This window comes from Nitratireductor soli (genome assembly GCF_001050155.1).
GTDB lineage: Bacteria > Pseudomonadota > Alphaproteobacteria > Rhizobiales > Rhizobiaceae > Nitratireductor > Nitratireductor soli.
This window is the reverse complement of the sequence record NZ_LFVY01000007.1, coordinates 1-15,892: the sequence shown is the minus strand read 5'-3', so window position 1 is coordinate 15,892 and position 15,892 is coordinate 1. Positions and strand designations below refer to the sequence as shown.

Sequence of the window (15,892 nt, the reverse complement as noted above, 5' to 3'; positions counted from 1 at the left end):
AGCACGTGCTTGCTCGCCTTACCTCTCAACGCGACCGGGCCAAAGCTGCCGCTGTCCAGAAGCCGGCGCACAAGACGAGCGCGGCCACACCCGCTGCGATCAGCACCGCATCGTAGCCTCCTGTGGCCGACCACAACCAAGCGGCGGCCAGGGGCGAGATAGCCTGCATGAGGTTCATCGGCGCGACCAGGACCCCGTTGATCGAGCCATAGGCTTCCCGGCTCAGCATTTCAGGTACCGCCAGCCCGCGCACGATGGTGATCATGCCGTTCGCCGCGCCGTAGCAGGCGGCGATGGCCGCGATGACGATCACCTCCGGCGGCGCCCAGGCGAAACCGATGACAGCGAGCGGAAAAATGATGACGATAATGGAACCGATGGAGCGGACGGGAGCGTGCGGGGCGAAGATCCAGATCAGGATGCGGCCGGCGACCTGGGCGGGTCCGATCACAGCCATCACCGCAACGACGCCGGCGGCGCTGAGCCCGCGCTCCAGAAGCAACGGGTAGAGGTGGAAAGTCAGGGTGGAGAAAGCCGCGGCATAGGCGACGAAAGCCAGCATCAGCGCCCAGAAGACCGGACGACGGACTGCCCACGCAACAGCGTTGCGTCCGGTCAGCGGCAATGGCTCGTCTGGCTCGCGAACGGGAGCCGGATGGTCCTTCTTCGGGTCGATGGCGAAGAAGTAGAGACCGCCGCAGATGACGATGTTGATGGCGCCCAGCGCCATCAACGCGCCCCGCCATCCGAACGTATCGATCAGGAACTGGATGAGCGGGATGAAGACGGTGGAGGCGAAACCGCCCCAGAGCGTCAGGGCGGTGATGCCGCGCCGCGCGCCCCCCGCGCCCACGCGCCGCGTGATCACGGCGAAGGCCGGCTCGTAAAGATTGGCGGCCTGAAGGCAGCCGATCCCCGCCAAGATGACGTAGAACAGGACAATGTTCGAAACCTGCGACCAGGCGACAAGCAGGAGGCCAGCCGCAACCGCGGCCGCGCCCATCACATAGCGCCCCCGGCCGCGATCGATCGCGGCCCCGACCGGATAGGCAGCCAGCCCCGCCAGCGCCATGCCCAGCGTCGCCGCTCCATAGATCTCCGGCTTGGACCAGCCAAGGTCGAGGCGCATCGCTTCAGCCAGCAGCGGGAAGCTGTAGTAGAGCGAACCCCACGAGCATATCTGGGCGATGCCGAGCGCCGTGATCAGCCAGCCGGCCCCTGCATCGCGCATCTGGGATTGGCCTTGAATGGCGCTTGTCGTCACGCGGCGCTCCCGCAACAGCCGGCCTGGGACGCCGATGCGCTCTCGGTTGAAGCGGCACTTTTAGCGCAACCGCATCCCTCTTCGCCATGGGCCTTGGCGTCGGCATCCTTGGCACAGCAGGCATCGATGCCGGCGGGAGCCGCCCCGCCACAGCATCCACTCGCAGCAGTCTCACCGGCTCCTCCGGGCGGCGGAACGGAACAAAACCCCGTCTCCGGCAGGGCAAGTAGTACCCGACGCGCCGCCACATGATCGCCCGCCAGTTCGGCAACCACCGAGCGCACCTGTTCGTAGCCTGTGGCCATCAGGAAGGTCGGTGCGCGGCCGTAGGATTTGGAACCGACGATGAAGAAGCCGGCTTCCGGATGCGAAAGCTCTTCTATGCCGTGAGGCGGCACCGTTCCGCAGGAGTGAAAACTCGGATCGATCAACGGTGCAAGGGCCGGCGGCTTCACGACGCTCGCGCGGGCGTATTTGGCGGACAGGTCCCGTCCGCACAGCACTCATCGGCGAGATAGCCCAACAGTGCCTGCATCGCAGGATAGTTCGCCCGGCAGATAAGCGTCGTCGCCTGCCGCTCCTGGCTCACCAGCCCGGTCTCGCACAGGCGCTTGCAATGATGCGACAACGTCGAGGCGGGAATGCCAAGCTTTCCCTGCACCTGCCCGACAGACATCCCTTCCGCCCCGGCTCGCACCAGGATGCGGTAGATTTTGAGCCGGGTCGCATTGCCCAGCGCTTCGAGTTGTCCGGCGGCTTCTTCGTGTTTCATGGAAATAGCCTATGCGAACCACCTTGGCGGGGTCAACGAATTACGATCAGTTGCGAAACAGCTGCACTCAAGACAGCCATCACTGTGAGCGCTGGTTCACGCGCTCTGCCACCTCTTGGGCGCTCTCCACTCGCTCAGAGTAGCGGTCCGTCAGGTAGTAGGTGCAGTCGCGCAAAAGCAGAGTGAACTTCATCAACTCCTCCATCACGTCGACGATGCGGTTGTAATAAGGCGACGGCTTCATCCGGCCAGCCTCGTCGAATTCCGCGAAAGCCTTGGCGACTGCCGACTGGTTGGGAATGGTGAACATGCGCATCCAGCGGCCGAGCACGCGAAGCTGGTTGACCGCATTGAAACTCTGCGAGCCGCCGCAGACCTGCATGACGGCGAGCGTCCGTCCCTGGGTCGGACGCATGCCGCCCATCGACAGCGGCAGCCAGTCGATCTGCGCCTTCATGATGCCGGTCATCGAGCCGTGGCGCTCCGGCGAGCACCAGACATGGCCCTCGGACCACAGCGATAACTCACGCAGTTCCTTGACCTTTGGATGATCGGCAGGGGTGGAGTCCGGCAGCGGCAAACCAGCGGGATTGAAGATGCGCACCTCTGCCCCCAGGCGTCTGAGGATCCGCGCGGCTTCTTCCGTCGCCAGCCGCGAATAGGAACGCTCGCGCAAGGAGCCGTAGAGCATGAGAATGCGGGGCGCATGCGTCGAACGCGAGGCTTCGAACAATGCCACTGGATCGGTCTGCCGGAACTGCTCGTCGACGATGTTGGGGAACGTATCCATGGGAAGAGTGGCTTCAGTCATGCTTGTCCTTCCGGGCGCACGCATCGGGTACAGCGCCACCAATAATTCGACTACAATCGAAATATGAATAGCGTTGCTGGATCACGCAGTCAACCATATTTCGATAACTATCGAAATTTCGTTTCAGCGCACGCGGTGCCCGTTCGCATCGATCACTTCCCTGCCCAGGCGCCAGTTAACCGTCGGGGCGGACAGTCCTTTTCACCGCATCGCAGGTGGTCGAGGACACGATTGACACCTTCAGTAAGATCGATGGCGGGGCTGAGCCCAAAAGAGGACTGCAACGCGGTGTCGCCGCAGCGGAAGAAGGCGCCTTCGGGCTTGTCCGTCATGCCGGAGATCATCGGGCACCACCCGATCTGTCTGCATACGATCCCCGCAAAATCGATGAATGAAGTGGCGATGCCGGTGGAGAGGTTGAGGCTAGCGCCGTTGGGGAGTCTGTCCACGCTTCTCCATATGAAGTCTGCGCAATCGGAGATGTGTATGAAGTCGCGGCATTGATGGCCGCTCCCCCACACGAAAACCTCCTCGGCGCCCTCCGCCTCCATGAGCCTCTTGCAGATCGCCGGAAACGGATAGGCGAGATCCTGATCTTCGCCGTAACCGCTGAAGGGCCGATAGGCGACGGCGCGACCGCCGTATCTTTCAACGTAGAGCTTCATGAGATACTCGCCTGTCAGCTTGGCCCAGCCATAGCTCAAGTCCGGCACGCCGAGCGCCTTGCTGAAGTCGATCATATCTTCGGAGAGCTTTTGATGCACCTCGGCTTGCTGAAGGCTGAGCGGGTAGGCCGCGCTCGAGCTCAAATAGGCGACACAGCCTGGCCTCGTCTTGGCGGCCCATTGCCACATCGCCGCATCGATGGCGAGGTCCTCGGCGACGTAGAGCGCCTCTGTCTCGAGCTTGATGCGTCCGCCGACAATTGCGGCAAAGTGGAATACGTAGTCGAAACGCGCCTGGAATCGGTTGAAGAATTGCCTGCAGTCCTCGTGCAGGAATGAAAAGGCGCCCTTCGGCGAAATAGGCCAGCGATCGGGGTGCAGCGCGCCCGTATCGGCCACCAGCGAATCGACGCAGACGACATCAACCCCCTCCGAAAGCAGCTTCAGGCAAAGATGGCGCCCTGCAAAGCCAGCGCCGCCTGTGACCAGTGCACGTGACATCAAGCCCCCCTATTGAGCGACAAAACGAGTCTTTCCAGTGTAGATATCGGCGATTTTCCGCGACCATTCCTCCCAGGTCGGGGCGACCTTCCTGCCGTAGGCGAGGGCACCGATGCTGAGGCGTTTCACGAGGGCGTCGCTTTGCATGAGAGCGATCTTTTCCGCCAGGGATTGGGCATTCCCGCTTTCGAAAACCAGCCCCGCATTGTTCTCTGCCACCTCTTGGGCGATCAGCGCATTGCTGCTGACGATAACGGGTATGCCGCTCATCAGCGCCTCGACGGTCACCAAGCCATAGGGCTCGGGCATACGCGACGGCATGATCAGATATCGCGTCTGCGCGGCGATCCGCGCCACCTCCTCGTCCGCCAGCCATCCCGCTACCCAGCAATGGGGAAGCGCCTGCCGGATTTCCGCAAGCAACGGTCCCTGGCCAATGAGCGTCGCCGATGTTTCTGTAATCTTCAGGGCCTCGGCCAATGTGCGGACACCCTTTTCCCAGGTCATTCGCCCCAAGAAGAGTATCTTTTCATTCTTCCATGCCGCCACCGGTCCGCTACGCGATAACGGCTCGGCCGGTGTTCTGAGGGTGAGGAAGTTTTTGAACGGACTGGCCTTCAGATAAGACCCCATGTTTTCATGCACGAGGATCACACCGACGCGGTTCCAGAAAGCTTCGCCTGCCCCGCGCTGGGTCACGGACCGCCCGAAACGCCACAGCTTGTGGAGATAATTGCGTTTGTCGCAATTGCTGATCAGGCACGGTAGGGAGAGCGGCTTGACGCCGCAAATGCTACCCTTCCTGTAATTGACGTAGCCACCGTTGGGGCAGGTCAGGAAGAAGTCGTGTGTTGTCACCATCACCCTCACATCGTGCATGGCCAGCGCGTAGAAGATCGATGGTGAGAGGATCTGCGACCAACCGTGAACGTGAACCACGGTTTCAGGCGATCGCGCCGCCAGGAGCCGCCTCAGCGCCCGGTAGGCACGGTTGTTGAAATTTCTGTTGAACAGGTCTGTCAGAGTGACGCCGTCCCGCAGCGGTCGCTCACCCAGCGCCTCGATATGTGCTCCCGGAAATCGCTGACCCAATCCGGCACCATCGTCGCCGACGAGGATAGAGCACTCCATGCCGGCGGCCAGGCCCGCGTCCATGCAGCGCATAGCCACTTTGGTAGCACCACCCCATATCGCGGAGACGTCGTTGATAATTAAAAGGCGCATTGACCTTGCCCACCCCCATGCAATGCTGCCTTGGTAGAGATCGACCGCGATTGCTCTCGCTACTCAATGAGCTCCCGAGGCAGGATTCAAGCTGTCACTTTGCGGTATCTGGTGGGTAGCTGCACCTTTGCCGCAGCTATGCAGCGTTGCGAAAAGCCGATCATCAGAGCGTGCGCTGTGGCAGGAACAACATAAGCGACATGCGCCGCATTCGTGGCATCGCCGCGCGGCGCGAGCGCATCACCATCGAAATCCCGTCACACTTGTAACTCTCACCATTTGATCTCCCGCTCTAGGGTCAGGACCTATTAATCTTGCTGGATTGGCGATTGGACTGCTGTTCTTTGGAGGCGAAGTCTGCGGCTTCACCTTTATGCGGCCCTATCTGGAAACCAATGGCGGGCTCGATCCGACTGCCATTGCCGCCGTACTGCTGGTGCTGGGTCTCGCCAGTCTGGCGGGGAGCGCAATTGCCGGCATATTCGCCGATCGTGTCTTGCGCGAAGGCTTCGGCGCCACGTTCCTGGTGCTGGCGGCCGCCACGATAGGCCTGTTGACGCTCAGCACCAGCTACATTGCGGTCCTCGCCTTCGCCGCTGCTTGGGGCATCGCCATAGGCGCGGGACCGGTGATGACCCAGACGTGGATGGGGCGCGCTGCGCCCGATCAACTCGAGGGTGTAGGTGGGCTCTTTCTGGCCGTCATCCAGTTCGGCGTCACTCTGGGTGCCATCGCCGGCGGTATCGCCGTCGACAGGTTTGGGACGAGCGCCCCGCTCTATGTGACCGCCACTTGTGCCGTTCTTGCAACCGTACTGGTTGCCACGCAACGGGCTCCCGGCGTGGCCTCGAAGACACCTGCTTCAGCGTTGGCCCCTGCCGAGTGAGCCTATGGGTGCGGCGACCACCCTTTCACTTCTACCCAACCAATAGGAGACGATCATGCCTTACAGCAAAGCGGATTTCGCAGTCCCCGAAGTCGTCGGGCGCACCACATTCCAAGCAGAATTGTGGCTGATGAGCACGTCGCTCATGAACCGGCGTCTACCCCAGCGGTTCCTCACAAGAAGGTACCGTGACATCGCCGGCTAAGGACGTTCGACGTGCGCCACGGCGGCATTCTCGGCGAAAGACAATATCGATCGTGCTCGACGGTCTAGGTGGCGAGGGTAGAATTTCAGAGCTTCGCCAAAAGTAAACCATCTATATAATATAGATATGAATATATCATAGATTCGAAAAAAATATGTTCATTTATTTATAGACATAAAAGAATCGATTTCTCACAACATTACTCAGTCATGAGCATGTTAAATTTCAGCTTTCCTTCATGAATATAAAATTCGGACCGAAGTTTTTTCGCCTGATATCATCGAGGCCAATATTCTCGACGAGCCGCACGCCTGGGTCCAGCCATTTGAACCATGACCCGCATTGAGGAACAGATTGTTGAATCTTGTCGGTCCGACCCGGGCGGGTCCATCGGGTGTCATGGGTCTGAATCCGCACCAGACGCTTGCCTCATGATAATCTCCAGCATCCGGGAAAAGCGTCTGCACGCGATTTCTGATTCCGGCGATCGCTCCCTTGCGGAGACTGCTGTCGAAGCCGACGATCTCTGCCATGCCCGCCGCCCGCAGGCGGTTGCCAAGGCGCGTAATCATCACCTTGGAATGCTCGTCCATCACCGATGAGCGCGGCGCTCGTTCGGTCGCGGTGATCTCACACGTTATCGAATACCCCTTGACCGGATACACCGGCAGCGAGATTCCGACCGTCCTGAGAAGTGCGGGCGCAAAGGGACCACAGGCGATAACGTAGGCATCTGCCTGCATTTCGCCCTCTGTCGTCACCACCCGTTCAATGCTGCCCCTCGAGCGAACGAGCCGCAGCACCGACCTATCGTAGACGAAGGTGCAGCCGCGTTCGGCAAGCAGTTCGGCAAGGCGTGTGCAGAAGAGCCGGCAATCGCCCGTCTCGTCGTCCGGCAGGTGGAGGCCGCCGGCGATCGGCGCACCGCCCGCCAAAAGCGCGGGCTCGATTGCGGCAATTCCATCTCGCTCGACGAGGCGATGGGAAACCCCCAGCCGTTCCAGGACGGCGGCCGCCCGCACACCACCCGCCATCTCTTCCTGCGTGGCGAATATCTGCAGCACGCCCTTGGCGGCATCGTCGTAGGCAATGCCCGTCTCCTCCCTGAGGGCAACGAGGCAGGCCTTGCTGTAATGGGCCATGCGCTGCATGCGGGCTTTGTTCTCGGCAAAGCGCGGCGCGGTGCAGTTCGCCAGGAAGCGGATCATCCACGACCACTGCCGAGGGTCCAGCCGCGGCCGGAATTTCAGCGGCGCATTCTCCTTGAACATCCACTTCAGCGCCTTGAGGGGCATGCCGGGCGCCGCCCAAGGCCCGGCGAAACCGGGGCACACGCCGCCGGCATTGCCGAAACTCGTCTCCATTGCGGGGCCGCTGCACCGCTCGACGACGGTCACCTCGTGGCCGTGCTTCATCAGATACCAGGCGCTCGTCAGACCCACGACGCCCGCACCGATAACCAAAACCTTCATTGACAGGTCCTGACCCTAGTATGTGCCGGGATAGCCACCGCCGTCGATCAGCAGATTCTGGCCGGTGATGAAGCCCGCATGCGCGCTGCACAGGAAAGCAAAGTAAGCCCCTATTTCCTCCGTGCGTCCATAACGGCCAGCAGGGTTGCCGCGTGCGCGCTCCCGCCACACATCATCGAAGCTCTTGCCTGTGCCACCCAGCATGTCGCGGATGTGCTCACGCTGCGCTTCGCTGTCGAAGATGCCGGGCAGGAGATTGTTGATCGTCACGTTCCTGCCGACCGTCTGGCGGGAGAGCCCTGCCGTGAAACCGACGAGGCCGGAACGGGCACCGTTCGACAGACCGAGCTCCGGCTGGGCGATCTTCACGCTGCGCGACACGATGCTGACGATGCGCCCGAAGCCGCGTTCCATCATGCCGTCGACCGTCGCCTTCATCATCTCTATGGGGGGCAGCATCATCAGGTCGATCGCGGCGATCCAGTCATCCCGATCCCAGTCACGGAAATCACCAGGAGGGCAGCCGCCAGCATTGTTGAGGAGGATATCGGGCTCCGGGCAGGCCGCAAGTGCTGCGCTCCGCCCTTCGGGGCTGGTGATGTCGGCCACGACGGATGTCACGTCGCCGCCCGTGCGGGCGCGGATTTCCTCAGCCGTCGCAAGCAGCGTGGCCTCGGTGCGCGCAACGATGGTGATCGCAACGCCCTCCTGCGCCAGGGCCATGGCGCAAGCCTTGCCCATGCCCTTGCTGGCGCCGGTCAACAGCGCCTTGCGGCCGCGAATACCCAGATCCATTCAGTCCATCTCCCGTTTGATTTCGTCTCGCCGGTAGGGTTCGATCCTCACCAATGCGCTGAGCGCGGCGCAGGCCTGACCGAGCGCCGAGGTTCTGCGGTCCGCCGTCAGCACGTTGGGATTGCCGTTGACCTCGAGCCGATCCTGCCGCGTGTCCGGCTCGTACCAGGCGCCCGTCGGCATGACCAGGACGCCCGGGCGGACGCGCTCGCCGACGCGAGCGACGGCCAGGCAGGCCCCCCGCTCATTCCACAGGCGCACCAGATCGCCCTCGCCGATGCCACGCACGGCCGCGTCACGCCGATTGATCTGCACCGTTTCGGGAGCGTTTCGGCGCTCTGCCTGATAGAGCTGGCTGTGCAGCCGCTTCGCCGGCTGGTTGGTCACCAGATGCAGTTCCCCTTCTCGCGCCCCTCCAAGCCATTCGCGCGGTTCGCGCCAGGCCGCATGCGGCGGACTGTCCGCATAGGCGAACCCGGCGATGGTCGCCGAGAAGAGCTCGATCCGCCCGGATGGGGTCTTCAAGGGATGGGCTTCCGGGTCGCGCCGATAGGCTTCAAGCAGCACTTCCGGTGTCTCAGGCTCGGGTACCGCCCAAATTCCGGCCTCCCAAAAGGTTTCGAACGGCGGGACATCGAGACCCTCTTTCGCGCCGCGCGCCCTTGTCTTTGCCCACAGCCGATGCAGCCATTGCTTCTCCCCGAGGCCCTCGTCAAAGACCGCGCGGCAGCCGAGCCGGTCGGCAAGGTCACGGAAGATCACGAAATCGTCGCGCGCCTCTCCAACGGGCTCGATCAGTTTCGGCATGGCGAAGACGAAGGGATCGCGCGACGAGCCGCCAAGGTCGTTGCGTTCGGCGCTGGTGGTGGCAGGCAAGACGATATCGGCGCGGCGTGCAGCCGGCGTCCACCACGGCTCGTGCACGATGACGGCCTCCGGCTTGCGCCATGCGGCTTCGAGCTTGAAGAGATCCTGCGTGTGGTGGAACGGATTGCCGCCGGCCCAGTAAACGAGCCGTACGTCCGGAAAGACGACGGTCCGGCCATTGAACGGGATTTCCCCGCCGGGATTGAGAATGGCCTCGATGAAGGAGGCAACGGGAACGGCTCGGCCGGCGGGGTTGGGCAGGCTCTCCATCGCCGGCACGTAGCCGCGCCGCGCGGAAGCGCCGACGCCGTTCAACGAACCATAGCCAAAGCAGAAACCACCACCGGGCAAGCCGATCTGCCCGAGCATCGCGGCCAGCGCGATGAGCGCCCAATAGGGCTGCTCCCCGTGATCTGCCCGCTGGAGGGACCAGGACGCGGTGAGCATCACCCGACCGCGGCGGATCGTCTGCCACAGCGCCAGCAATTCGCCCTCGGGAACGTCTGAGATGCCCGCGGCCCAGGCAAGCGTCTTCGGCGTGCCGTCCGCCGTCCCGCGCAGATATTCGAGAAAGGCGTCATGACCCCTGGTGTATCTCTCGAGGAACGGGATATCGGCGCGCCCCTCGACAAGCGCCTGATGTGCAAACGCCAGCATGATGGCTGTGTCGGTGTTCGGCCGCGGCGCGATCCAGCTCGCATCCACCCCCTCGGGGCAGTCATCGGCAAACGGCGACACGACGACGAACTTCACGCCGCGGCGGCAGGCCTCGGCAACGTAGCGCGGCATGTGATGGTTGCCTGCCCCGCCCGAGGTCACCCGCCAGTTCTTCGGATTGAGGCCGCCGAAGGCAACCACGACATCGCTTTCGCCGGCGATGGTTTGCCAACTCGTGGCCGCGCTCGACACGGCGTCGGCATCACCGAGGATATGCGGCAGGATGACGTTTGCCGCCCCCCAGCTGTAATTGCCGACCTGATCGGTGAAGCCGCCCGCCGCCGCCAGGAAACGCCTGACCTGCGTGCGCGCGTGATGGAAACGCCCGGCGCTCGACCATCCGTAGGAACCGCCGAAGACCGAGGCCGCGCCGTGCTCGGCGTGCACACGCTGCAACTGTTCGGCAACCAGGGCCAGCGCCGTATCCCAGTCGACGGGGACCATCGCCTCGCGGCCCCTGCCCTCGCCGCCCGCCCGCTCGCGGCTTTGGAGAAAACCCTCACGGACGTGTGGTCGGTCGATGCGGTGTTCGGAATAGACGAGGTCCGGCCACGCGCCGATCATCTGTGGATCGGCGCCCCCGTCGGACCATGGCCGTGCGGCGGCGAAGCGGCCATTCTCCACGGTCGCTTCGAAAGCGCCCCAATGGCCGAGACTGGTCCGCCGCACGACGCCCAACTCCATTTACTCTGCGGCAAGCGCCGCAGGCGCAAGCCTGAAGCCATAGCGTTCTTCCAGGCCGAGGGCGCGCACGGCATCGATGCCGGCCTGAAGCGCGCCGCCCGAGATCGGCTTCAGTGGCTTGCGCAGCGGGCCGGAGGGCAGGCCGATCAGGCGCATCAGCGTCTTGATGGTGACCGGGTTGATGGCCGAATAGGCGAAATGCAGCATCGGCAGATTGGTAAGCCATGCCTCGCGGCAGGCGAAGGCGTCGTCGCCGTTTTCCCACGGCTTGGAGATGACCGCCATTTCACGCGGAACGATGTTGCCGGTCATGTTGGCCGTGCCGTGGCCGCCGAGCGCCATGGTTGGAACCACGAGGCCCAGATTGGGCGAGCAGCAGCACATGATGGACATGTCCGGCTTGGCGGCGCAGACCTGCGCCACCTGACCGACGCGTGTGGTCGATTCCTTCAGCACCACCATGTTGGGATGCTTGGCAAGCTTCAGGATATCCGTCCAGTGGAGGTCGGTCTTCACACGCGGCGGGTTGTTGTAGAAGCCGATCGGGAAGTCTTCCGCGTCGCAGACTTCGAAAGCGTAATCGGTGATCGCTTCATTGTCCGCACAGATATAGGCAGGCGCGGCGATGATGGCGCCGTCGGCACCCTCGGCCTTGGCGTAACGCACATAGTCGATGGTCGTCTCGGTGTTGTTGCCCGTGCAGCCGTAATACATGAGCATGTTGCCGGGCTTCATCTTCGCTGTCTTCGAAATGATCGCGCGGCGCTCCTCCGGCGAAAGCATGGACACCTCGCCGGTCGAGCCCATGATCAGAACCGCCTCGGTGCCGTTTTCCGCGTGCCAGTTCAGGAGCGTGCGAAAGCCCTCGAAGTCGATGGACCCATCATTGTTCATCGGCGTCACGAGAGCGACGAAGGAACCCTTTGGTTTGATGTGCGACATGGTCTTGTCCTTTGCTTGAAGAAGTGCGGCTGCTTAGAAGAATTGCGGCGAGAGCCACTTCGGCAGCCCGAGCACGATCGATGGAAACCAGAGCGAGAGGCAGGCGACGAGCACCGTCAGTCCGCAGATCGGCAGCACGGCCATCATGGCGCGGCCGAGCCTGACCTCGCCGATCTGCGAGGCGATGAGCAGGCAGATGCCGTAGGGCGGCGTGATCAGGCCGACCGACAGGACGATCGTGCTCAGGACACCGAGATGCACCGGGTCGAAACCCGCCTGGTTGCCCAGCGCCTGGATGATCGGCAGAAAGATGAGCGTCGCCGAGATCGGGTTGAGCACCGTGCCGACCAGAAGCAGGAAGCCGATCAGGAGCAGCATGATGCCGTAGCGGTCGGAGGTCAGGCCCGTGATGAAGTTGACGACGATCTCCGCCGCCCCGAGATAGGCGATCAGCCAGCCGAAAATGCCCGCGCCCGCGACAGTGAAGAGCGGCACGGCGAAATCGATGACCGCATCCGTCAAGAGCTTCGGCATCGCCCGCAGCGGGATGTCGCGATAGACGACGAGCGTCAGGAAGAGCGCCCAGGCGACGGCCACGATGGAGCCTTCCGTCGGTGTGAAGAAGCCGCCGACAATGCCGCCCAGCACCAGCACCGGAATGAGAAGCGGCGCGATGCCGCGCACCAGCACCTTGCTCACCACCCGCACGCCGGGAAACGGATTGGCGGGATAGCCGTGCCGGATCGCCAGCACATAGGTGTAGAGCATCATGAACAGGCCGATCAGCGCGCCCGGCACGATGCCCCCGAGGAACAGCGCGCCGATGGAAACGTTGCCGAAGGCGCCGTAGACGATCAGGATGATCGAGGGCGGGATGATGACGCCCAGCGTCGAGGATGCCGCCGTGAGCGCTACGGCAAAGGCCGGGTCGTAGCCGGCCTTTTTCATCGCCGGGATCAGGATCGACCCGACGCTCGCCGTATCGGCCGCCGCCGAACCCGAAAGGCTGGCGAAGATCATCGACACGAACACGTTGACGTGGCCGAGGCCACCCCGCACATGGCCGACCGTCGCGTCGGCCACCTTGAGCAGGCGCTCGGTGATCGACCCCGCGTTCAGGATGCGGCCAAGCAACATGAAGAACGGCACGGCAAGCAGGGTGAAGCTGTCGATGCCGGAATACATCTGGTTGACCACCGACGTCAGCGGCAGGTCCTCGACGTACATCACCAAGACCGAGGAGACGATCAGCGAGAAGCCGATGTTCACCCGCAGCGCAATGAGCACGAAGAAGGACAGGATGAGAAGCACAAGCGGGTTCATTGCGATCCCTTGCGGAACATGTTCTGCACGGCCTCGATGAGAAAGATCAGCATCAGGCCTCCGCCGATGGGCATGGGCAGGAACATCCAGGAATGGGCGATGCCGAGCGTCGATACGTTGCTCGTGCTGCGGATTTCGACCAGCGTCCACCCGTGCACCACCAGCACGTAGATCACGATGGCGGCAGCGAGAACGCCAACGATTTCCAGGACGAAGCGGAATCGCCGCCAGTTTTCCGGCCACAGATCGACCACGTAATGGGCGCCGCGGCGAAAGGCCACCGCCGCACCGATGAAGATCAGCCAGGAAAACAGTAACTGCGCCAGATCGAGCGTCCAGATCAGCGGCAGTTTGAGGACATTGCGCGCACCCACCTGAAGGCCGACTGTAACGACCATGGCAAGGAAGCCGAGCCAAAGCCCGAATTCTGTGACTTTGACGATGGCGTTTGAAATGCGGGTCAGCATGAAATCGCTTTCCGAAGCGAAAGGCCGGCGGCGCGATCCGTCACCGGCCGGTCGCTGCTACTTCGTCTTCACGAGAGCGTATTCAGCTTCAAGATCGAGTTCTCTGGCCAGTTCCGTCTGGATCGGCGACAGGACCTCGATGAAGGCGGCCGTGTCCGGACGGGAGACCTTCACGCCATGCTCGGACTGCAGCTGCTCGACGAGTTCGTCGTCATACTGCTTGGCCTTTTCGACACCGCGCTTGTTCGCCTCGATGGCAGCCTGCCGGACGATCTTCTGCAGGTCTTCCGGCAGCTTGTTCCAGGTGCGGTTCGAGATCGAGGTATGGTTGATCTGGATGGTGTGCGCCGTCAGCGCCAGATTGGGCGCAACCTCGTAGAGCTTCGAGCCCGCATAGCCGGGAAGCGAGCTTTCCAGGGCCTGCGCGACGCCAGTCTGCATGGCCGCGTAGAGTTCGCCCCAGGCAACCGTGACCGGCAGCATGCCGAAGGCTGCCCATGTCTTGGAATCCATCGGCGATGGCGGGGTGCGCATCTTCAGGCCCTGGAGATCATCCGGGCCGTTGACGGCGGAGGCGGCCGTCGAAAGGTTGCGGGTTCCCGAAGCGCCCAGCGCCAGAAGCTTCATGCTCAGACCGCGTTCCTCGTAGACCTTCTCGAAATGCGCCTCGATCGGCGTGCCGGAACCCACTTTCGCCAGTGCGTCATCCATGCTGCTGAAAAGATAGGGCATGGTGAAGATCGCATATTCCGGCACCTGCTGCACGGCATTGCTGGTCGTGCTGATCATCATGTCGATCGTGCCGAGGCCGATTTCGCTGATGACGGCCGGGTCCTGGCCGAGTTGGCCCGAATCGAAGATGCGGATCGCGATGCGGCCGCCGCTCTTGGCCTCGATGTCCTCCTTCAGGGCGGCTGCCATGTCGTTGTAGGGATGCGGCGACTTGACCAGCGTGTGGATGCGCAGATTGAAGTCGGCGGCATGGGCGGATCCGCCAATGCCGAACCCAGCGACGGCGGCGAGGAAAAGCTTGCTGATTTTCACGTTTGAACTCCCAGATTGTTCTCGGGTTATGCCGGTTCCACTCGGCATCAATGGTTCAGGCTGGAGAACATAAAATCAAATACAAATACGGTCTGGCGTCATGCAAAAATGTTATGTCAAAGAATGGATTTCGGAGAAGGAGGCCAGCGTCTTCAGCAAATGCACGCGAAATTCTTCCGCTGCTCGCGACAGGGGCAAGTCCGCGGGTTTGATGATGTGAAAGTCGAACGGGATTCGCGGCTCGAACGGAATGGCCCTCAAGCTGTCGCGAAACACGCGCGGCGTCATGGGGTCGACGATCGTAATTCCCACCCCCTTGGCCGCAAGCCCGCAGGCCGAATAAGAGGGTTGGCTCTCGATGGCGATCGTCGGGTTCACATGCTCTTCGGCAAAGCGCTGTGTCACGTAATTTGCCGTGAGCGTGTGGTGGGCGAGCGCCACCAGCGGCTCTCCACGCAGGTCGCGCGGCGTGAGCGACGAGCGGTTGCTCAGCGGATGGTCCGGCGACAGGACGCAAACGCAATAGGTTCTGTAGGACGCGAGAAACTCGATGTCGCGCCGTTCGATACTGGTCTGCGCCACGCCGAGATCGAGCTGATGGGAGGCGACCATGTCGACGATGCGGGCGGAGGTATGAACGTCATGCGTGACCTTGATGCCCTGCCGTTCGGCCAGAAAACCCTTCAGAGCGTTGGGAATGATCTCGAAACTGACCATCGGCATGGTCGCCACACGCAGCGTTGCGCGCCGCAAATCCTTGATCTCGCGCGCCGCCTGGCCGAGACGATCGAGCCCGTAGAACATGCGCTCGACTTCCTGGATGAACTCGCGGGCTTCCGTCGTCGGCTCCGACTTGCCGCCCCGGCGCAGAAACAGTTGAAACCCAAGGCTGCGCTCGAGGTCGGCGATCAGGCGGCTGACGGCCGGTTGTGAAACGTTGAGGGCCTGTGCCGCGGCAGTGATGGAGCCATGGCGCATGACTTGGCGAAATGCCTGGATTTGTCGCTGATTCATTTGTTCATTCGGGTTGAATTTCCGCAGACATCAACACCAATACCTCTCCTGGTTCGCGACTTCCCCACTATAGCCGGGCCGAATCAATTTTGAGTGCCGTGTCAGCGCCAATCTTCTGAGGGCGCGGTCGTCAAGGTGTGGTGAGCCTGCGCGACCAGCGGTTCGCCGCGCCAGCACTACACTATAGTGCCAGCACGAGCCGCGAATTGCTCTGACCTGCTCCCCTGAGATGTTCCCGA

General features: G+C 62.5%; 14 protein-coding genes and 1 pseudogene. 1 reads left to right on the top strand and 14 read right to left on the bottom strand.

Features of this window, described 5'->3' with window-relative positions; all coding sequences use genetic code 11:
- Window positions 1-25: 25 nt before the first annotated feature.
- The 6 genes and pseudogenes from AB843_RS09980 to AB843_RS09960 form a co-directional block, all read right to left on the bottom strand.
- Complete coding sequence (locus AB843_RS09980; RefSeq protein ID WP_244467943.1) at window positions 26-1,264, bottom strand: MFS transporter; 1,239 nt, start codon at window positions 1,262-1,264, stop codon at window positions 26-28.
- A pseudogene (locus AB843_RS24945) lies at window positions 1,261-1,713 on the bottom strand (flavoprotein); the annotation flags it as partial. The gene AB843_RS09980 and the pseudogene AB843_RS24945, both read right to left, overlap by 4 nt.
- 2 nt (window positions 1,714-1,715) lie before the next feature.
- Complete coding sequence (locus AB843_RS09975) at window positions 1,716-2,036, bottom strand: ArsR/SmtB family transcription factor (RefSeq protein WP_048646703.1); 321 nt, start codon at window positions 2,034-2,036, stop codon at window positions 1,716-1,718.
- Window positions 2,037-2,115: 79 nt separating this feature from the next.
- A complete protein-coding gene (arsH, locus tag AB843_RS09970) occupies window positions 2,116-2,847 on the bottom strand; it encodes an arsenical resistance protein ArsH (RefSeq protein WP_082143754.1) in 732 nt (243 codons plus the stop codon).
- Window positions 2,848-2,999: 152 nt separating this feature from the next.
- Window positions 3,000-4,013, bottom strand: a complete 1,014-nt coding sequence (locus AB843_RS09965) for an NAD-dependent epimerase/dehydratase family protein (RefSeq protein ID WP_048646701.1) — start codon at window positions 4,011-4,013, stop codon at window positions 3,000-3,002.
- Window positions 4,014-4,022: 9 nt separating this feature from the next.
- Entirely contained in the window at window positions 4,023-5,237 is a 1,215-nt protein-coding gene (locus AB843_RS09960) for a glycosyltransferase family 4 protein (RefSeq protein WP_082143753.1), read from the bottom strand.
- A gap of 322 nt (window positions 5,238-5,559) precedes the next feature.
- Here AB843_RS09960 and AB843_RS09955 point away from each other — a divergent pair, with 322 nt between their 5' ends.
- Window positions 5,560-6,123 (top strand): MFS transporter, encoded by a 564-nt coding sequence (locus AB843_RS09955; RefSeq protein ID WP_048646699.1) that lies wholly within the window; start codon window positions 5,560-5,562, stop codon window positions 6,121-6,123.
- Window positions 6,124-6,564: 441 nt separating this feature from the next.
- Here the strand turns inward: AB843_RS09955 and AB843_RS09950 are convergent, their stop codons facing one another.
- The 8 genes from AB843_RS09950 to AB843_RS09915 all read right to left on the bottom strand — a co-directional run bounded on the left by AB843_RS09950 (window position 6,565) and on the right by AB843_RS09915 (window position 15,653).
- Complete coding sequence (locus tag AB843_RS09950) at window positions 6,565-7,800, bottom strand: D-amino acid dehydrogenase (RefSeq protein WP_048646698.1); 1,236 nt, start codon at window positions 7,798-7,800, stop codon at window positions 6,565-6,567.
- A 15-nt stretch (window positions 7,801-7,815) separates the two neighbouring features.
- Entirely contained in the window at window positions 7,816-8,595 is a 780-nt protein-coding gene (locus AB843_RS09945; protein ID WP_048646697.1) for an SDR family oxidoreductase, read from the bottom strand.
- Window positions 8,596-10,863: a molybdopterin-dependent oxidoreductase gene (locus tag AB843_RS09940; protein ID WP_048646696.1), complete on the bottom strand. Its 2,268-nt coding sequence runs from the start codon at window positions 10,861-10,863 to the stop codon at window positions 8,596-8,598. It abuts the gene before it with no gap.
- Window positions 10,864-11,805 (bottom strand): dihydrodipicolinate synthase family protein, encoded by a 942-nt coding sequence (locus AB843_RS09935; RefSeq protein WP_048646695.1) that lies wholly within the window; start codon window positions 11,803-11,805, stop codon window positions 10,864-10,866.
- A 33-nt stretch (window positions 11,806-11,838) separates the two neighbouring features.
- Window positions 11,839-13,128 (bottom strand): TRAP transporter large permease, encoded by a 1,290-nt coding sequence (locus AB843_RS09930; RefSeq protein ID WP_048646694.1) that lies wholly within the window; start codon window positions 13,126-13,128, stop codon window positions 11,839-11,841.
- Window positions 13,125-13,595 carry a TRAP transporter small permease gene (locus AB843_RS09925; RefSeq protein ID WP_048646693.1) on the bottom strand — a complete coding sequence of 157 codons (471 nt, stop codon included), beginning with the start codon at window positions 13,593-13,595 and terminating at the stop codon, window positions 13,125-13,127. The genes AB843_RS09930 and AB843_RS09925 overlap by 4 nt, the downstream gene beginning before the upstream one ends.
- Window positions 13,596-13,652: 57 nt before the next feature.
- A complete protein-coding gene (locus AB843_RS09920; RefSeq protein WP_048646692.1) occupies window positions 13,653-14,639 on the bottom strand; it encodes a TRAP transporter substrate-binding protein in 987 nt (328 codons plus the stop codon).
- 111 nt (window positions 14,640-14,750) lie between these two features.
- Window positions 14,751-15,653, bottom strand: coding sequence for a LysR family transcriptional regulator (locus tag AB843_RS09915; RefSeq protein WP_048646691.1), 903 nt, complete (start codon window positions 15,651-15,653; stop codon window positions 14,751-14,753).
- Window positions 15,654-15,892: the final 239 nt, after the last annotated feature.